This window comes from Clostridioides mangenotii TR, assembly GCF_000498755.1.
GTDB classification, from domain to species: Bacteria; Bacillota; Clostridia; order Peptostreptococcales; family Peptostreptococcaceae; genus Metaclostridioides; species Metaclostridioides mangenotii_A.
On sequence record NZ_AXUS01000006.1, the window covers coordinates 17,003 to 36,049 of the forward strand.

At 32.2% G+C, this 19,047-nt stretch carries 15 protein-coding genes; 12 read left to right on the forward strand and 3 right to left on the reverse strand.

Translation table 11 applies throughout. The features are described from left to right. The first annotated feature begins 6 nt into the window (after positions 1–6). From T473_RS0104340 to T473_RS0104355, 3 genes are all read left to right on the forward strand, one after another. Positions 7–567 carry a cell division protein ZapA gene (locus tag T473_RS0104340; RefSeq protein WP_024620804.1) on the forward strand — a complete coding sequence of 187 codons (561 nt, stop codon included), beginning with the start codon at positions 7–9 and terminating at the stop codon, positions 565–567. 108 nt (positions 568–675) lie between these two features. Beyond that, entirely contained in the window at positions 676–3,114 is a 2,439-nt protein-coding gene (locus T473_RS0104345; RefSeq protein ID WP_029791512.1) for a U32 family peptidase, read from the forward strand. A 183-nt stretch (positions 3,115–3,297) separates the two neighbouring features. Further along, positions 3,298–4,128, forward strand: coding sequence for a nitroreductase family protein (locus T473_RS0104355; protein WP_024620806.1), 831 nt, complete (start codon positions 3,298–3,300; stop codon positions 4,126–4,128). Between the two features lie 200 nt (positions 4,129–4,328). Here T473_RS0104355 and T473_RS0104360 read toward each other — a convergent pair whose 3' ends face one another. Beyond that, positions 4,329–4,841, reverse strand: a complete 513-nt coding sequence (locus T473_RS0104360; protein WP_242825857.1) for a Gx transporter family protein — start codon at positions 4,839–4,841, stop codon at positions 4,329–4,331. A 37-nt stretch (positions 4,842–4,878) separates the two neighbouring features. Continuing rightward, entirely contained in the window at positions 4,879–5,286 is a 408-nt protein-coding gene (locus T473_RS0104365; RefSeq protein WP_029791513.1) for a NusG domain II-containing protein, read from the reverse strand. Positions 5,287–5,516: 230 nt separating this feature from the next. Between T473_RS0104365 and T473_RS16190 the strand changes: the two genes are divergently transcribed. The 6 genes from T473_RS16190 to T473_RS0104395 all read left to right on the forward strand — a co-directional run bounded on the left by T473_RS16190 (position 5,517) and on the right by T473_RS0104395 (position 12,376). Next, positions 5,517–6,023 (forward strand): FMN-binding protein, encoded by a 507-nt coding sequence (locus tag T473_RS16190; RefSeq protein ID WP_024620809.1) that lies wholly within the window; start codon positions 5,517–5,519, stop codon positions 6,021–6,023. A gap of 343 nt (positions 6,024–6,366) precedes the next feature. Continuing rightward, entirely contained in the window at positions 6,367–7,407 is a 1,041-nt protein-coding gene (locus T473_RS0104375) for an FAD:protein FMN transferase (RefSeq protein WP_024620810.1), read from the forward strand. Between the two features lie 18 nt (positions 7,408–7,425). Next, positions 7,426–8,301: a LysR family transcriptional regulator gene (locus tag T473_RS17155; RefSeq protein WP_024620811.1), complete on the forward strand. Its 876-nt coding sequence runs from the start codon at positions 7,426–7,428 to the stop codon at positions 8,299–8,301. A 74-nt stretch (positions 8,302–8,375) separates the two neighbouring features. Beyond that, positions 8,376–9,323 carry a 1,4-dihydroxy-2-naphthoate polyprenyltransferase gene (locus tag T473_RS0104385; RefSeq protein ID WP_024620812.1) on the forward strand — a complete coding sequence of 316 codons (948 nt, stop codon included), beginning with the start codon at positions 8,376–8,378 and terminating at the stop codon, positions 9,321–9,323. 35 nt (positions 9,324–9,358) lie between these two features. Then, the gene (locus T473_RS16200; protein ID WP_242825858.1) at positions 9,359–11,314 is read left to right on the forward strand and encodes an FAD-dependent oxidoreductase; all 1,956 of its coding nucleotides are present in this window, start codon (positions 9,359–9,361) and stop codon (positions 11,312–11,314) included. A 93-nt stretch (positions 11,315–11,407) separates the two neighbouring features. Continuing rightward, positions 11,408–12,376 (forward strand): polyprenyl synthetase family protein, encoded by a 969-nt coding sequence (locus T473_RS0104395; RefSeq protein WP_029791515.1) that lies wholly within the window; start codon positions 11,408–11,410, stop codon positions 12,374–12,376. Between the two features lie 162 nt (positions 12,377–12,538). Here T473_RS0104395 and T473_RS0104400 read toward each other — a convergent pair whose 3' ends face one another. Further along, complete coding sequence (locus tag T473_RS0104400; protein WP_024620814.1) at positions 12,539–13,984, reverse strand: aminoacyl-histidine dipeptidase; 1,446 nt, start codon at positions 13,982–13,984, stop codon at positions 12,539–12,541. Positions 13,985–14,134: 150 nt separating this feature from the next. Here T473_RS0104400 and T473_RS0104405 point away from each other — a divergent pair, with 150 nt between their 5' ends. From T473_RS0104405 to argS, 3 genes are all read left to right on the forward strand, one after another. After that, positions 14,135–16,513, forward strand: a complete 2,379-nt coding sequence (locus T473_RS0104405; RefSeq protein WP_024620815.1) for an endonuclease MutS2 — start codon at positions 14,135–14,137, stop codon at positions 16,511–16,513. A 25-nt stretch (positions 16,514–16,538) separates the two neighbouring features. Continuing rightward, positions 16,539–16,982, forward strand: a complete 444-nt coding sequence (locus T473_RS0104410; RefSeq protein WP_024620816.1) for a 2-thiouracil desulfurase family protein — start codon at positions 16,539–16,541, stop codon at positions 16,980–16,982. 160 nt (positions 16,983–17,142) lie between these two features. After that, on the forward strand, positions 17,143–18,843 hold the full coding sequence (gene argS / locus T473_RS0104415) for an arginine--tRNA ligase (protein WP_024620817.1): 1,701 nt from the start codon (positions 17,143–17,145) through the stop codon (positions 18,841–18,843). Positions 18,844–19,047 lie beyond the last annotated feature (204 nt).

The following is a 19,047-nucleotide window of genomic DNA, read 5'->3' on the forward strand; positions in this document are numbered from 1 at the left end:
ATTAGTATGAATAAAGTAGTAGTCAAAATTAATGGATCTGAGTATACGATGGTAGGAGATAATTCTGAGTCGTATATGATAAAAGTAGCTGATTTTGTAGATCAAGAGATGGGAAAAATTGTTGAGCATAATCCTAGGTTAAGTCTGTCACAAGCAGGAATTTTAACCGCATTAAACATCGCTAACCTACTATTTGAATGTTCAAGTGAAAACGACAACTTGGTCAAAGAAAATGAAGAACTTAGTAAAAATACTGACTCTGCTGATGAAGATTTAAAAAAACAGATAGCTGAATTAGAGGCGAAATTAAATTCAAAATCAGAAGAATGTGGAAACAAAGATTCCGAGATTAGAGAACTTAATGAGAGTATAATATCTATTAAAGAGAATAAGGGCAATAATGCCAGCAATGATGAATTCAAGAACAAGTACGAAGTATTAGAAAAAGAAGTTGCAGAAGCAAAGGAAAGAGCGAAGATTTCTGATAAACTAGCCTCTGAATTCCAAAATAAAGCTTATGAGTTGCAGCTAAAATTCACTGAATTAGAAAACTCGATGAATAAATAATAAGCTAAAGTAACATTAGTAAAAATATTTTTAGAAATGGGAGGGAGCTGTCTCAAGTTAAGGAGATAGCTCTTTCCTGTATAATAAATTGATATGGAAGCAGGTAATATGAAAACTAATAAAAAAACAAAAGACATTGAATTGCTCGCTCCAGTAGGGTCATTTGAAGCTCTAAAAGCAGCTGTACAAAATGGTGCAAATGCTGTTTATTTGGGTGGAAAAGACTTTAGTGCGAGGGCATCGGCAAACAACTTTGATAGGGAAGAATTAATTGAAGCAGTAAAGTATAGCCATATTAGAGGCGTGCAAGTATTTATAACAGTAAATACACTTATCAAACAGAGAGAAGTAGAAGATTTCATAGAATATATAAAATTTTTATACGATATTGATGTGGATGCGCTTATAATACAGGATATTGGCATAGCAAAACTAGTTAAAGGGCTTCTTCCAGATTTTGATATACATGCTAGTACTCAGATGGTTGCACATTCTTTAGAAGATGTAAAATATTTGAGTAGTTTGGGATTTGATAGAGTCGTTTTAGCCAGAGAACTAAACGTAAGTGAAATTAGGCATATTTGTGACAATACAGATGTAGATATAGAAGTATTTGTGCATGGAGCTCTATGTGTATGTTATTCAGGACAATGTTTAATGAGCAGTATGCTTGGGAATAGATCTGGTAATAGAGGAAGATGTGCACAACCTTGTAGACAGAAGTACAAGCTTATAGATATAGAGACTGGAAAAGTAATAAATGAAGATGGAGATTATCTATTAAGCACGAGAGATTTAAATTCAATAGAAGATATAGATAAAGTTATAGATGCAGGTGTTTATTCACTTAAGATTGAAGGTAGAATGAAGAAACCTGAGTATGTAGCTACAGTAGTGTCTAGTTACAGACAAGCTGTTAATGAATATCTAGAAAATGGAGATTTCCATGTATCTGAAAATACAATGGAAAATTTATATACGATATTTAATAGGAGATTTACAAAAGGCCATTTACTTGGAGATATTGGAGACGACCTTATGAATAGGGAAAAACCAAATAACCAAGGCCTTTATATCGGAAAAGTAATGGATTGCAATAGAAAGTCAAAGAGGCTTAGATTGATGCTTGAAGGGACTCTAAAAAAAGGGGACGGTATAAATTTAGGTGGAGGAACTATTGGTAGAATAATTAAGGACAAGGAAATTTTTGATAAAGGATACAAAGGTGAAATCATAGAGCTAGACTTTATAGGTGAAGCAAAGAGAAACCAAAAGATATTTAAGACTTCTGATGGAGAACTTTTGGAGAAAGTTAAAGAAACTTTTAAAGATGACAAAGAGTTTGTAAAGATACCAGTAGAGGCAGAAATTGAGTTAAAGCTAGGGAAAATACCTATTATTACTATGAAGGACTTAATAGGAAATTCAGCTACTATTCAAGGGGATATTCCTGTGGAAGAGGCTATAAAAGTTGCACTTAGCGAAGATAAAGTAAAGTCCCAACTTGTAAAACTAGGAAATACACCGTATATTATGCACAATGTAAATATTGATCTTGACAATAACATAAGTATGCCTATAAGTGCTTTGAACAAAATGAGAAGAGAATGTATCGAGCTTTTAAGTAAAAAGAGATCAGAAGTACAAGGTAGAAAATTTAAAGATAAGAATATTGAATACAGTACAAAATCTGCAAATAGAGATAGTGGAAAAGCCAGTAAATTGAGAGTAAAAGTTAAAAACTTAGATCAATTAAATGCAGTTCTAGGATATGACTTGGACATTATTTACTATGAAGATATATATACCTTAGAAGAGGCAATTAAGATTTCAGAAAAATCAGGAGAAAAAATAGTATACTCAGCTCCAAGGATTATAAGAAATGGCGAATTTGATTTAATATCTAAATTCAAAGAGACTACTGATAAAATAGGCGTTCAAGTAAGTACATGGGGATCACTTGGTGTTTTTGATAAAAATGAAAAGTATGTAGATTACTATCTAAACTCATTTAATAGTGAATCATTAAATTACTTTAACGGCCAAAATGTAAAATCAGTATGTATGTCTGTTGAAATGAGTCTAGATGAAATAGAGGAAACTCTAAAACTAACAGATGTAGAAGCAGAAGCCGTTGTGTACGCTTATATACCAATGATGATAACAGAATACTGTCCTATGGGAGTTGTAGCAAGAGCATGTAAGAGGGATAAAAGATGTGCAATATGTTCTCAAAGTAGATACGCATTAGAGAGTGCTGATGGCGAGAACTTTAAGGTTCAGCAAGATATGTACTGTAGAAGCACTATATATAATTCAAAACCTCTGTGCATTATAGATGATTTAGATAAATTGAGCCGAACTGGAATATCGGTATTTAGGTTAGATTTTACATTTGAAAGCGTTCATGAGATAAAAGAGATTGTAGAAGCTTATTTAGATGTTGTTGAAAATGACAACAAGCTGGATAGCAAATCTACTCAATTATATAAGTATTTAGAAAAAAGTGGCATAATGGAAGGACATTACTATGAGGGGATAGATTAATCCCCTAGTATAATTTGGGAAAAAATTTATAGCTGGTGCTAATAGAGATGTGATGAAAAGCATCGAAGAAGTTGGGATAGAATTAGAGTTTGTAGAGTTAGCTTTGGAGACTATGAGAGGTATAAGCGAAAAATTAGAACTGTAGAAAAACAATTACTCAAAAAATTATAGGGGGGATTTAAATTGATTAAAATCGATGAAAATAAGTGTATAGGCTGTGGATCTTGTGCTTCAGAGTGTCTACCTACAGCTATTATTATGAAGGATAAAAAACCTGTTGTAAGGAACCGAATATGTATAGAGTGTAGTCATTGCGTTTCTGTCTGTCCAGTCGATGCTGTAGAAATGATTGATTACAATAAAGATGAAGTAGTAGAGTACAATAAAGCTACATTCGATATAGATCCAGAAAATATGTTAAACACAATAAAATTTAGAAGAAGTATAAGACATTTCAAAAATAAGGAAGTAGAAAAAAAGAAATTAGATAATATTTTAGAAGCAGGAAGATACACACCAACTGCAAGTAACAAACAAGCTACTAGATATATTGTGTTAGATAAAGAGTTAGAAGATATAAAAGTTATGGCTATGAAAGGTCTTCACGACTTGGCTGTAAACCACGGTGACAAAGAGCCAATGAAGTCTTCGGCAGTTTACAAGAAGAAGTTTGAGAAAATGTATGACGATTACATAGAAACTGGAGAAGACATGCTTTTTTACAACGCACCAATGGCAATAGTAGTAGTAGTAGATGAATCTCAAAGTGGAGTATTTGCCCGTATAGATGGAGGATTAGCAGCATCAAATATGGAGCTTATGGCTAATACACAGGGATTAGGAATGTGTCATATAGGATTTTTCCTAAGAGCTGTAGGATTTATTCCTGAGCTTCAAGAAAAACTTGGATTAAAAGAGGGGGAGGCAATAGCAACTACTGTCGTGCTAGGATATCCTGATGTGAAGTATAAAAGGGGCGCTAATAGAAAGGCAATTAATGTTACTATGAAATAGAATAAATATAAAAAACTGTCTCAAAAGTAAAAATTATTTGAGGCAGTTTTTTGCGCAAAAAATAGCTTATAATCTTCTTAAAAACTGTAAGCTATTTTATAGTAAAGTACAAAATCATGAAGTCAATACGAATTCTATTAAGAAGTACTTATACAACAGAGATAGCCATCTATATAATAGAAAAAGCCTAATACTTAAAATTATAGACTTTCTTCTAGTGATAATTTCTCTCTAAACTGTGGAAGTTTTTTTAGATGATTTAGTATATAATTTGCTGATAATCCTATAAAAAATCCTGTTCCTATTCCAGCTATCGATAGTATTGGCAGGTAAATAAATACGCCAAAGTTGTCGAGTATTAATGAGGCAGCAAACAGTTGACCTATATTGTGAAAAACTGCAGCCGAGGTACTTACGCCTATCACTGATACATATTTTCCACCAAGTTTTTTAACTAAAATAGTAACTATGAAGCTCAGTATTCCACCTGTAGCGCTGTACAAAAGGGCAGAAACGGTGCTGCCAAGTAGTGTTGAAAGAAGTAATCGTAAAATAAGTACTGTAAATGCTTCTCTGTAATTATCCAGTGTATATACTGAAATAACTATGATTAGGTTCGCTAGTCCCAACTTTGCGCCAGGTGTTATAAATGGTACTGGTATTGTTTTTTCAATTAAAGAGAGTATCAGTGCCATTGAAACTAATAGCGACATGTAAATCATTTTAGATGTTTTATTAGTTCTCATATATTTAGTGAGATAGTATTAAATCGTCAGAACTATCTTTCTCCTCTCCTTTAATCTCAATTATAAGTTTATGTGGAAGACAAGCTATATTTTGACCTACTTTTGATATAGATCCCTGTCTTATACAAACTTTATCACTGCAGTTTGCTTCGATCATTTTAACAGTGTTGTCTTTAATTAAGATTTTGTTTTTGTATCCTTTATGTTCTTTATCTTCTATTTCAATGACTTTTTCACCTTTAAAAGATGAAAGAGGAATATTGTCATAATTTTTTCCGTCTAATGTTATGCTGACATAAGTGGAATCGTAGTTTGCGGATATAAAAGACTTAGCAAAAATAATATTTGGAACAAATGATAAAACAATTAAAAACACTATGATAACAATATCCATTTTCTTTATTATTTTCATGTTATTCTCCCCGTTGTGAAAGTTAAAAACTTAAAACTCTTCTAAATTGAATTTTAAATGAAATGTGAAAAAATATCAATATGTTAATATTTATTAATAGTTGCAATATAAAAATACTATGTAGTATAAATAAATACTATTAACATTTTTTTAACAATTTAGAGTATAATTTACTCAAGAGAACTAATATATATAACTATAAAAACTAAAAATTGTAGGGGGATTCATTCATGAACAAAAAAATTTTATCAGTACTATGTGCAGGAATAATATCTATTTCAGTGGTGGGTTGTTCAAGCAAGCCTGCAGAAGAGTCAAAGGATGATCAAAAAACTGAAGTTTCAACTCCAAAGGATAATGAATCTAAGTTAAAAGATGGAACTTATGAAGCTGAAACAAAAGACGCAGATGATAAAGGCTTTAAAGCTACTGCTACTATAGTAGTTAAAGATGGAAAAATATCTGAAGCTAAGTATCTCGAGTTTTCCGATAAAGGTGATAAAAAGGACGATGAAGAGTACAATAAAAAGATGAAAGAAGTTTCTGGAACTAACCCTCAAGAATACGAAGTACAGATAGCTGATCAAGTTGTCAAAGCACAATCAGGAGAGATTGATGGCGTAACTGGTGCAACAGGTTCAACTTCTAAAGCTAAGCAATTATTTGCTAAAGCTGTCGAAAATGCAGGAAATGGAAAAACTGAAAAAGAATTAATGGAAGTTGAAGCAGCTGAATAATAAAGTTGATTTATATACAAAACTACTAATTTTTCATATTAGTAGTTTTGTTATTTTATTGTTGATGCGTTTTAATAATGTATTTTTGGGTATAAAGATTATATAATTTTATATAACAAACAACATTCCAATAGTACATTTCAAACAGTCAATAATAATTTGAATCATCAAGACAGGTAGAAGTACGCATTAAAAAAATAAAGAATTAACAATGATTGGATTTACATAATAAATAAACTGACAGAAATCAGTAAATTTTGAACCAGCAAATTGAATATAAAGCATTAATTACTTAGTAAAACTAAAAATTGAATAAAAAATTACAAAAAAGAGAGAAAAGATTATGAAAAAAAGTTTACTTACAATTTTATTAACTTTGCTCCTAGTTGTTTATTTTACTGGATGTTCTACAAAAAATACAGAGGATAGTAAAGAACCAGTCTCTAAAACAGAGATGTTTATGGGTACTGTAATCAAAGTTACACTGTACGATCATCAAAGCGACGAGGTAATGGATAAGGTATTCGATAAGCTTAAAGAGATCGATGATATTGTGAGCATTAACAAGGAAGGAACAGAGATAGATAAAGTAAATAAAAATGCTGGTATAAAGCCTGTAAAAATGAGTGATATAAGTTTCGATATTATATCTTCAGGACTTAAGTATTCAAAGTTATCAAATGGTGATTACGACATTACAGTAGGACCATTAGTTAAGTTGTGGAGTATAGGACTTCCAGAAGCAAAGGTTCCGACCAAAGATGAGATCGACAATGCAAAAAAACTTATCGATTACGATAAAGTCCAGATAAACGAGTATACTAAAGAAGTTTATCTAGAAGAAAAAGGCATGATGCTCGATTTAGGAAGTATAGCAAAAGGATATGCTGCAGACGAAGCTGTAAGGGTTTTAAAAGAGGCCGGAGTAAAAAGGGCGATAGTAGATTTGGGTGGAAATATATTTGCTATGGGATCTAAATCAGAAGATAAGGGATGGACTATAGGAATACAAGACCCTGTCGAACTTAGAGGAAATGCTTTAGGAAGCTTAGAGGTCAAAAATAAAACAGTTGTCACTACAGGAATTTACGAGAGATTTATAGAAAAAGATGGTGTTAAATACCACCATATACTAAATCCAGAAACAGGGTATCCTTTTGATACTAATATATCTGGAATTTCAATTATTGCTGATAAATCGATAAATGCTGATGCTTTGTCTACATTGATATTTACAAAAGGTCTGGAAGATGGTTTAAGAATGGTTGATGATATGAAAAATGTGGAGGCTGTGTTTGTTACAAATGATAAACAAGTTTATATAACTAGTGGGCTTAAAGGTAAATTTAAGCTGTTAAAAGATGATTTTAAACTTGCAAACTAAACTACTGGAGGGATTGTAATGAGAATAAGCACTCTTAGGTATTTTTATGAAGTTGCCCAAATTAAGAGTATTTCAAAAGTCGCTGCAATCTTTCATATATCTCAGCCAGCTCTTAGCAATCAGCTATTTAAACTTGAAAATGAGTTTGGTGAAAAATTATTTGAGAGAAGCAATCGAGGGGTAGAGTTGACTGAAAAAGGAGAGATTCTCTACGAATACGCCAAGGAAATAATTATGCAGTACGATAACCTTTTACAGGACATGAGGTCAGAAAGCCCTGATCAAAGAAAAATTAAGATTAGTATTTCAAATATATATGCTAACTACGTAGTAAATAAAGTTTCAAACAGCATCATAAATATCTTCAGCGAAACAGATGTATATATAAATAATGATTATATAGCTAACGAAAATGCAATGCTGTTAAATAATAGAGCGGAGTTAGCAGTTGGTTGTTCATGTATATGTGATCCTGATTTGATTTCTGACCATGTGGGTACAGATAGGATGATACTAGTAAGCCATAATAAAATTGATAAATCTAAAATAGACAGCATGCCTATAGCGCTATTAAACGATAGGGTTGAGACCGCGGGCAAGATCAATGCTAAAGTAAAGTATGAAAATATAGTACTCAGAACTGACTCCCTAGAGATACTAAAAGGCTATGTATACAGCAATGAATGTATAGGGATTTTACCGCGTCTGGCGATAAGCGATGATTTAGAGTCAAAATCACTTGTGAATTTAGATGCAAGCGAATACGAATGGCATTATAATTTATATGTCACATATAGAAAAGATATTGACAGTAAAATGAAGGACAGTATAAGACAATTTAGAGATAGTTTGGAAGAGATTCTAATTGAATCTTCAATAAAAAGTATTGTATAAGAAAAAGTATTAAGTAATTAAAAGAGATTGTGCAAAAATTGATAACGAAAGAAGTATTATGCGAAGGTGGTTTTATGGGAATAAAAGGATTTATTAAATACGTCGAGCTTCCAACTAAAATTGCTAGTATAACGCCATTTATGCTTGGAATACTATTTACATTGTTTAGGTATCAAAAGTTAGACACTGCAAATTTACTTATAATGTTTATATCGATGATATGTTTTGATATGGCTACAACAGCTATAAATAACTACTTTGACTACAAAAATGAATTAAAGCACTTTGAGGATAATTACGATGGCAATAATCCCATGTTCATTTTTAATATTTCTAAGAAGAAAGGTAGCTTTATAATACTAACACTAGTGGCTGTAGCGATTATTTTTGGAATTTTATTAACAGTGAGAACAAATTTATTAATATTAGTAATAGGAGCACTGTGTTTTTTTATGGGAATTATATATACATTTGGACCAGTACCTATATCTAGAACTCCTTTTGGAGAAGCTTTTTCAGGTTTTTTTATGGGATTTTTTATAACTTTTCTAACTATATACTCAAGTATTTATAATGAAGATTTTTTTGGAGTATATCTAAATGGATATATATTGACTGCAAAGTTTGATTTACTTGAAGGTCTTATAATACTTTTAATATCTATGCCATTAGTCGCTGGAATTGCTAATATAATGCTGGCAAATAATATTTGCGACCTAGAGGATGATATAAAAGTTAATAGATTTACACTTACTTATTATATTGGTAGGGAAAAAGCACTGCGCTTGTACAGATATATATATTATAGTGCATATGTTTGTATGCTTTTAGGTGTTTTTACAAAAGTGCTTCCTGTAAGCTGTATATTTGCACTACTTACAATTATAGTTATAAACAAAAATATAAATAAATTAGAAAAAAATCCAGTTAAGTCAGAAACTTTTGTTACAGCTGTTCAGAATTTTACTTTGCTAGGATTTACATATATATTGTGTATTTTAATCGGGATGATATTAATGTAATTCAAAACTAATACAATAAGAAGAGGGGGAGAAATATGTCAACGAAAATTGTTATACTAGGAGCTGGATATGCTGGTGTACATGCAGCTAAGAAACTTGCAAAGCATTATAAGAAAAATGAAGATGTAGAGATCACTCTTATAGATAGACATCCATATCATACATTGATGACAGAACTTCATGAGGTAGCAGGAGGTAGGGTCCCAGAGGATTCTGTAAAAATAGATTTGTACAGAATATTCTCTACGACTAAAGTTAAAGTTGTAGTAGATAATATTGAGGAAGTAGACTCTGATAACAATGTAGTTAAAACATCAGATGGAGAATACAAGTTTGATTACCTAATGATAGGTATAGGAAGTGAACCAGCATTCTTTGGAGTGCCTGGAGTTAAAGAAAATGGGTTTACGCTGTGGTCGCTTGATGATGCACTTATAATTAGATCACACATAGAAGACATAGTTAAAAGAGCTTCTTATGAAAAAGATGAAGTAAAAAGAAGAAGAATGCTTACTTTTATAGTAGCAGGATCTGGTTTTACTGGTATAGAAATGGCTGGAGAGCTTTTAGAATGGAAGAAGACTTTAGCTAAGGAGTACAGAGTAAACGAAGAAGAAATAAGATTACTTGTTGTTGAAGCAATGGGTACAATACTAAATATGCTTGATAGAGACCAAGCTGATAAAGCTGAAAATTATATGATTAAGCATGGGTTTGAGGTTATGAAAAACTCACCAATCGTTGAAGTCGATAAAGAGTACATAAAATTAAAAGATGGTACTATTCTACCTACAGAGACACTGATATGGACATGTGGTATACAGGCAAATGCAGACTTAAACGATTTTGAAGTAGAAAGAGGTAGAGCTAATAGATATAAGACAAACAAGAAGATGCAAATAGAAGGCAAAGAAAATATGTACGTTATAGGTGATTTATCTTGGGTAGAAGTTGAAGAAGGAAAAGGTAACCCACAAATAGTCGAGGCAGCTGAACAAACAGGTGTTACAGCAGCCAAAAATATAATGGCATCTATAGATGGTAAAGAGCACGAAGATTTTAATCCTAAGTACCATGGATTTATGGTATCTGTCGGTGGAAGATACTGTGTTGCAAACTTGATGGGACTTAAATTATCAGGCTTTTTTGCTATGCTTATGAAGCATATTGTAAATATGAAATATCTATTTAGTGTTAACGATATTCACGCTGTTTACAAGTACTTATTACACGAGTTTTTCGGAATGAAAGAAAGAAGAAGTATTATGGGTAACCATTTGTCTTCTAAAGGAAATAGACTTTGGTTAGTGCCATTAAGACTTTATATAGGATTTTTATGGATCATTGAAGCTTCTAAGAAGTTAGTAGGTGAGGAAACTTGGGCTGGAGCATTTACTGCTGCCAAAGGAGCAAATGGGGTATTTGATTATATTGGAACCCTTACATCAAAATTGTTAACTATAGGACCGGATAGCTGGGTTCTTTCTGGAAATGTAAAAATGCCTTTCCCATGGCTCCACGATGCAGTTTCCGGAGCATCACAGGCTGCGGATTCAGCAGTGGCTACAGTTACTCCAATACTTTCAAAGACTCCCGGTTTTTATGAAGCAATAATGAAAGTATTTATGCCTAATCCAGAAGTTGCTGTTTGGTTCCAAAGAATTGTAGTTCTAGCTGAGCTTGCTATTGGGGCTTGTTTGATAATAGGTCTATTTACATTCTTAGCATCAGCTGCTTCAGCATTTATGACTCTAAACTTTATATTAACAGCTATGGCTGGATGGGATATACTGTGGTTTACATTCGGTAGTATAGCTCTTATGTCTGGTGCAGGTAAAACATTTGGCGTAGATTACTATCTGATGCGTGGATCAGTCAGAAGTTCAGTGACTTCTGGATGGGCAAGAGAAGACCTATATATGAAGAGCATAGCGGGAAATAGATCTAGTTATACTTTACATTATTTAAAACAACATGTAAGATATGTATAAGTGAAAAGAATATAGGGATATGTTTGTTAAAATGTATCCCTAATTTTAACTTATAGACAAACAAAAAGAAGCAAGGTAAAGTGAGGGATTACATTGAGTAAATTCTGGAGAGATTATCCCATAATAGACAGAGAGATAGAAGAAGTTACAGACATAATAAAGAAAAATGCAAAGTGTAACGATAAGATTATTGAAAATAGTATTATTGAATTGGCTAGCTCTGGTGGCAAAATGCTAAGACCAGCTTTTACTCTAATAGCATCCAGATTTGGAGATTACAACAAAGAGAGAGCTCAGACACTAGCTTCTGTAATGGAAATGTTTCACATGGCGACATTAGTACACGATGACATCATAGATGAAGCTGAGTTTAGAAGGGGTAAAGAGACAGTTCAATCAAAGTACGGTAAAAACTACGCTGTTTATATAGGAGATTATTTGTTCTGTATTTGTTTTAGACTTCTTGCAACTACATCATCTATCGAGAGAGGTATAGATGTGGATACAAAGGTTATGTCTAAAATATGTTTAGGTGAGATCAATCAATTAAATTCAGTATTTAATAGAAATTTATCTATAAAAGAGTACTTTAGAATAATATCAGGTAAGACAGCAGAGCTGTTTTCATTGAGCTTTTATATAGGAGCAGCAGAGAGTGCATGTGATAAAAAAACATGTAGACTATTTTGGAATATTGGTCATAATATTGGGATGGCATTTCAAATTATAGACGATATTCTTGACTATACAGCTACTGATAAACAACTTGGAAAAAATGCAGGAAATGATTTAAAGGAGGGGCTTTACACACTTCCTTTACTATTGGCAATAAAAAATAATCCGAAAAAATTTGAAAGTCTACTAAAAGACGATGAATACACAGAGGAAGAAATAAAAGAAATTGTAGAAGTTGTAAAAAACAATCATGGTATAAAAGAAGCTATTAAGATATCAGAGAAATACACTAAAAAGGCATTTAAAGACATTAATAAGCTTCCCGAAAATGAATATAAACAGATACTATTAGAAGTCGTTGAAAAGCTTTTAATAAGGACGTATTAATATGAAAGAACCTGCTAGCTTTTTATGAAAGTAGGTTCTTTTTTTTATTTTTATAAATTCTTTTAAAGATTAAATTTAATTAGACATTTTAAAGAATAATATGAATGCTTAATTGACAAAATAAAAAACAGTTCATATAATATGAACTGTTTTTTAGAAATATTATTTTATAGCTTTTAGTAAAGCTAATAAGTATTCCCATATGTTAGCAACAGATGGTAAGCTTATATGCTCATTTGGTGTATGAACATCAGACATATCTGGTCCTATTGATATAGCTTCAGCATCTGGAAGTTTATCAAGGAGTAATCCACACTCAAGACCTGCATGTAGTGCAGTTATTATTGGCTCTTTTCCTGTTAAATCTTTATAAACATCAGAACCTATTTTTTCTAGAGTAGAACCTTTTCTGTGTTCCCAAGCTGGGTAAACACCGTTTATTACATTTGTTCCACCAAGTACATCAGCAAGAAGTTGAACTCTATTAGCTATTTCTTCTCTTAGAGAAATTACAGAACTTCTTATTGCACTCATAAAGCTTATAGTATCATGTTGGTTATCTATAATAGCAAAGTTTGTTGAACTTTCTACTAGACCCTTTATTTCCATGCTCACAGATTGAACTCCATGAGGAATTAAGCAAGCCATTTGAATTATCTTAGATTTGCTATCAGCAGTCATAACTTCTTCAGCAGAAGCGTCTTTAACTTTTATTACTAAACCTGGATCAGCAGTGCTGTATTCATTTCTGAATGTAGCTTCTAAATCACCGATTTGTTTTTTAGCTTCGTCAACATCTTTAGAGTCAACTAATATTACACAGCTAGCTTCACGAGGAATAGCGTTGTGTTTAGTTCCACCTTGAATAGTTGCAAGATCAAAGTCTACAGTTAAAAGATTTAATAGTCTACCAACTAATTTGTTAGCATTAGCTTTTTGTAAAACTATATCCATACCAGAGTGACCACCAAGTAGTCCACTAACTTCAACTTCTAGAGCTTTTTTGTCAGGGCAAGCTTTAGTGTATTCAACTGGTAAAGTAACTACAGAAGTTTTACCTCCAGCACAGCTTACAAGGATAAATCCTTCTTCTTCAGAGTCTATATTGATAATGTATTTACTTTTTATAAGACTTGGGTCTAATGCAGCAGCTCCATCCATACCAGTTTCTTCATTAGTTGTAACTAATACTTCTAGCGCTGGATGCTCAACATTGTCGTCTTCTAAAATAGCCATAGCCATAGCAACAGCAATACCGTTGTCTGCACCAAGAGTTGTTCCGGTTGCATAAAGCATGTCCCCATCTAATCTCAATTTAATAGGGTCTTTCTCGAAATCATGCTCTACATCTTTTTCCTTTTCACAAACCATATCCATATGACCTTGAAGTACTACACCAGGAGCATTTTCATAACCTTTTGTGGCTGGTTTTCTTATTACTACGTTTAAAGCTTCATCTTGTACAGTTTCAAGACCAAGATCCTTACCGAATTTAACTAAGTAATCACTTACTTGTTTCTCGTTACCAGATCCTCTAGGAATTTGTGAAATTGCTTCAAAGTTTTTAAGAACGTTTTGAGGCTTTAGACCATTTAGTATACTTGACATAAAATACATCTCCTTTAATTTAATTTATAGTATAAAAATAGCTATATAAATAGTATAATACAAAATGTATATTATAAATATACCCAAATAGAAGTTTGTTAAAAAAATAAATGTAAAATTATCGAAAAAGAATGAGGATGGTGAGATATTATGAACAAACGATCAATGAAAGTCCTAGAATTTAATAAAATAATAGAATTACTTAAGCAAAAAGCTTCCTCTTCTCTAGGTTTAAAATATATAGAAAAATTAATTCCGAGTTCAAAGACAGAAGAAGTTAGATATATGTTAGAAGAAACCAGCGAAGCACAATCAATTCTTATTAAAAGAGGAGCTGTAGGATTAAGTGGTATTGACGATATTGAAGATAAAGTCAAAAGAGCGAATATTGGAGGAACTTTAGATGCTGGCAGTTTGTTAAATATTGCCAAAAACTTACAAGCAGCTAGAAATGTAAAGAGAAGTTTATCGAGTTCAGAAGAAGAAGATTTTAAATTTCCTATAATTCAAGGAATGTCTGATTCTCTTTATGCGTTTAGAGAAGTCGAAGATAAGATATTTAATTCTATAATTAGTGAAATTGAAATATCAGATAACGCATCGACAACTTTAAGAGATATTAGAAGAAAGATTCTTCAAAAGAATCAATCTATAAGGTCGAAATTAAATTCCATAATAACTTCGTCGACTTATCAAAAGTATTTACAAGATGCAATAGTATCTATGAGAGATGATAGATTTGTTGTTCCAGTTAAAGCTGAGTACAGATCTCAAGTGGCTGGTATAATACACGACCAGTCATCTTCTGGTGCGACTTTGTTTATAGAACCAATGAGTATTGTAGATATGAACAATGAGCTAAGACAGCTTAAGCTCAAAGAAAAAGAAGAGATAGAGAGGATTTTAGCAGAACTTTCAAATGATGTCGGTGAGATAAGTGAGGAGTTAATTTCCAATCAAGAGATCTTAGGAAAACTTGATTTTATATTTGCAAAAGGAAAGCTTTCAATTCAAATGAGAGGAATTGAACCAGAAATTAATAAAGAAAAGTACTTAAATATAAAAAATGGAAGACATCCACTTATAAATTCTGATAATGTAGTTTCTAATACTGTGTACTTAGGAGACGAATTTGATACTCTTGTAATCACAGGCCCGAATACCGGAGGTAAAACTGTCACAATAAAGACAGTGGGACTATTTGCACTGATGACACAGAGTGGACTTCATATACCTGCTGATTTTGGAAGTAGCATGTGTGTTTATGATAATATATTTGCAGATATTGGCGATGAACAGAGTATAGAGCAGAGTCTTTCTACATTTTCATCTCATATGACAAATATAGTAGATATACTAGACCAAATCACATCGGATTCTCTAGTTATATTTGATGAGTTAGGCGCAGGAACCGATCCAGTTGAAGGTGCAGCTCTTGCAATTTCTATACTTGAATTTGTAAATGCAATGGGAGCAAAATGTATAGCGACAACACATTACAGTGAACTTAAAAACTACGCTCTTACAAAACACAGAGTAGAAAATGCGGCAGTTGAATTTGACTTAGAATCGCTAAGCCCAACATATAAACTTCTTATTGGTATACCAGGGAAGTCAAATGCCTTTGAAATTTCTAAAAAATTGGGACTAAGCGACTTTGTAATAGATAAAGCCAAAGAGTTTATAAACACTGATAATATAGCGTTAGAGGATGTACTTCAAAACGTAGAGAAAAATAGAATTCAAGCTGAATCGGATAGATTGGAAGCTAAGAGATTGAAGCTCGAGATAGAAAACTTAAAAGTCGTTTATGATGAAAGAATAGAAAAGTTTTCTGCTCAAAGAGAAAAAATGATGGAACGAGCTAGATCAGAAGCATTCTCTATAGTAAGGCAAGCTAAAGAAGAAGTAGATGAAATTGTTAAGGAACTTAGAAGATTAGAGAACGAGAGAGCTTCTCAGGAAAAAAATAGAAAAATCGAAGAACTTAAAAAAGAACTTACTGGCTCCATGGGAAGTTTACAACCTTCAGTAAAGAGTATGATTGTTCCAAAACTATCTAATAAAGAGATAAAGGATCTAAAAACAGGAGAAGAAGTCAAGGTTATAACATTAAATCAAGAGGGAACAGTGGTATCAATAGATAAAAATAAAAAAGAGGCTGTTATTCAAATAGGTATAATGAAGATGTCTTTACCATTTAAATCTCTTAAAAAAGTTGAGAAGAGCACTAATTCAGTAGTTACAAAATCTACTAGAAATATAATCAAGTCAAAATCAGGAAGAGTAAAGAACGAGGTTGATCTTAGAGGTATGAACCTTGAAGAGGCTATAATGGCCGTTGAGAAGTATTTAGATGACGCATACGTATCAGGTATCGAAAAAGCAACAATAATACATGGTGTCGGTACAGGAGTACTTAAAAAAGGGCTTCAGGACATCCTTAGACAAAATAAACATATAAAATCTCAAAGACCTGGTGAGTACGGTGAAGGTGGCATAGGTGTAACTATAGTAGTCTTTAAATAATGAATGGTAAATATGGAGGAAAAAAATGATATTAGTATCAGCATGTTTACTTGGAGTAAATTGTAAATACAATGGAGATAATAATAGCAATGAAAATTTAAAAACGTATTTAAAAGATAAAGAGTATATAATAGTTTGCCCAGAACAACTGGGCGGGCTCACAACTCCAAGAGACCCATCTGAGATAGTAGGCAAGGGTGGAGAATCAGTTTTAATGGGAGAGGGTAAAGTTTTTAGCAATAAAGACAGAGATGTTACGTCTTGTTTTGTAAAAGGAGCAGAAGAGACTCTTAAAATAGCAAAATTATATAAATGTAAAGAAGCTGTTTTAAAAGAGGGAAGCCCATCATGTGGATCTAGTCTTGTATACGATGGGACATTTTCTGGAGTAAAAAAAGAAGGACAAGGTGTAACAGCATCAATACTTAGGCAAAATGGAATATCTGTTATAAGTGAAAAAGATATTTGATACAATAATCAAATACGGAAATACTTGAAAAAAGAATTAATTTGCTTTAACATGTTATAGGTGGAGATTTACTGTTATAAATAGAATGTATTTAATCAAACAGAATTAAATTTATTAAATATTAATAAAGTATAGATAAAATTGCGAGAGGAGCAAAAAGATGCAGGATTTTAAACTAGCTGTAGCAGAATGTCTTAAGGCTAAAATTGAAGATTTAACACTAGAAGAAATTAAGGAATTGATAGAAGTTCCTCCAAATAAAGATATGGGAGACTACGCATTTCCATGTTTTAAATTGGCAAAAATATTTAGAAAAGCACCAAATATGATAGCTGAGGACTTAGCTAAAGAAATAGAGCTTACAGAGGCAGTAGCGAAGGTAATTAACCTTGGTGGATATGTAAACTTTTTTGTAAACAAAACTCAACTTGCTGAGACAGTTATAAATAAAGTTCTTAGCGAGAAAAAAGACTATGGAAGAAGTGATTTAGGAAAGGATGAGACTGTAATAGTTGAGTACTCTTCACCCAATATTGCAAAACCATTCCATATAGGGCATATTAGAACAACAGTAATAGGTAATGCTATATACAAATTATACGAATCACAAGGATATAAAACTATAAGAATAAACCATCTTGGTGACTATGGAACTCAATTTGGGAAACTAATTGTCGCCTTTAAAAAATGGGGTGACAAAAAAGTAGTTGAAGAGAATCCAATACCAGAGCTTTTAAAACTTTATGTTCAGTTCCATGAAGAAGCAGAAAATCACCCAGAGTTAGAAGATGAATCTAGAGAGTGGTTTACTAAGTTAGAAAATGGGGATGAAGAAGCTAAAGAGTTATGGCAATGGTTTAGAGATGAAAGTTTAAAAGAGTTCGATAGAGTTTACGATTTATTAGATATTCAATTCGATTCACTTGCTGGAGAGAGCTTCTACTCTGATAAGATGGGCGGCGTTATAAAAACTCTTAATGAAAAGAACTTACTTGAAGATTCAAAAGGAGCAAAAATAGTAGATCTAGAACCTTACAATATACCTACAGCTCTAATCACTAAAAATGATGGTTCAACTCTATATATGACTAGAGACTTAGCTGCTGCAATATATAGAAAAGAAACTTACAATTTTGATAAATGTATATACGTTGTTGGATCACAACAAGCACTTCACTTCCAACAATGCTTTAAAATATTAGAACTAATGGGAAACAAATGGGCAAAAGATCTAGTTCATGTACAATTTGGTATGGTTTCGCTTGAAGAAGGAACTATGTCAACTAGAAAAGGTAGAGTAGTATTCTTAGAGGATGCACTAAACCAAGCTGTAGATAAAACTAAAGATATAATACTTGCTAAAAATCCAGATGCTAAAAATGTAGAGGAGATATCTAAGCAAGTTGGAGTTGGAGCGGTAATATTCCAAGAATTATCAAACAGTAGAATAAAAGACTATACATTCTCATGGGAGAGAACACTTAGTTTTGAAGGAGAAACAGGGCCTTATGTTCAGTACACTCATGCTAGATGTTGTTCAGTTATTCGAAAATACGGTGACCCAGTTTCAGCAGATATAAACTTTGATTTATTAGTTGATGAAGGAAGTTCGGAAGTATTAAAGCAAATAGAATCATTTAATAAAAATATACTATCTGCTCTTAGAAAGAATGAACCTCATATTGTGACGAGATTTGTTTTAGACTTAGCACAAGCATTTAACAAATTTTATCATGATAACCCAATATTAGTGGATGATGTCGAACTAAAAAAAGCAAGAATTGCTTTAGTAGAAGCTACTAGACAAACTATAGAGAATGCTCTTGACTTACTTGGAATGAAGGCACCAGAGAAAATGTAAAACTCAAAAACTAATTTTTAAGTAATGTTAAAAATAAATTTAGAATCGTTGAGATTAATAGGGATACAACTGCATAATAGGGGGATGTCGAAAAATGATACTTTACATATAAAAAAATGGTGTCGTATAATAAGAGATAGATAGTAGATTACATGAATTTTGTACACTACTATCCCCCTATATAATGACAGCTCAATAGCTGTC

Coding starts and splice junctions, on each gene's coding strand:
- T473_RS0104340 (WP_024620804.1), top strand. CDS start 7: ATGAATAAAGTAGTAGTCAAAATTAATGGATCTGAGTATACGATGGTA.
- T473_RS0104405 (WP_024620815.1), top strand. CDS start 14,135: ATGAACAAACGATCAATGAAAGTCCTAGAATTTAATAAAATAATAGAA.
- argS (WP_024620817.1), top strand. CDS start 17,143: ATGCAGGATTTTAAACTAGCTGTAGCAGAATGTCTTAAGGCTAAAATT.
- T473_RS0104400 (WP_024620814.1), bottom strand. CDS start 13,984: ATGTCAAGTATACTAAATGGTCTAAAGCCTCAAAACGTTCTTAAAAAC.
- T473_RS16190 (WP_024620809.1), top strand. CDS start 5,517: ATGAACAAAAAAATTTTATCAGTACTATGTGCAGGAATAATATCTATT.
- T473_RS16200 (WP_242825858.1), top strand. CDS start 9,359: ATGTCAACGAAAATTGTTATACTAGGAGCTGGATATGCTGGTGTACAT.
- T473_RS17155 (WP_024620811.1), top strand. CDS start 7,426: ATGAGAATAAGCACTCTTAGGTATTTTTATGAAGTTGCCCAAATTAAG.
- T473_RS0104345 (WP_029791512.1), top strand. CDS start 676: ATGAAAACTAATAAAAAAACAAAAGACATTGAATTGCTCGCTCCAGTA.
- T473_RS0104385 (WP_024620812.1), top strand. CDS start 8,376: ATGGGAATAAAAGGATTTATTAAATACGTCGAGCTTCCAACTAAAATT.
- T473_RS0104360 (WP_242825857.1), bottom strand. CDS start 4,841: ATGTCGCTATTAGTTTCAATGGCACTGATACTCTCTTTAATTGAAAAA.
- T473_RS0104365 (WP_029791513.1), bottom strand. CDS start 5,286: ATGAAAATAATAAAGAAAATGGATATTGTTATCATAGTGTTTTTAATT.
- T473_RS0104375 (WP_024620810.1), top strand. CDS start 6,367: ATGAAAAAAAGTTTACTTACAATTTTATTAACTTTGCTCCTAGTTGTT.
- T473_RS0104410 (WP_024620816.1), top strand. CDS start 16,539: ATGATATTAGTATCAGCATGTTTACTTGGAGTAAATTGTAAATACAAT.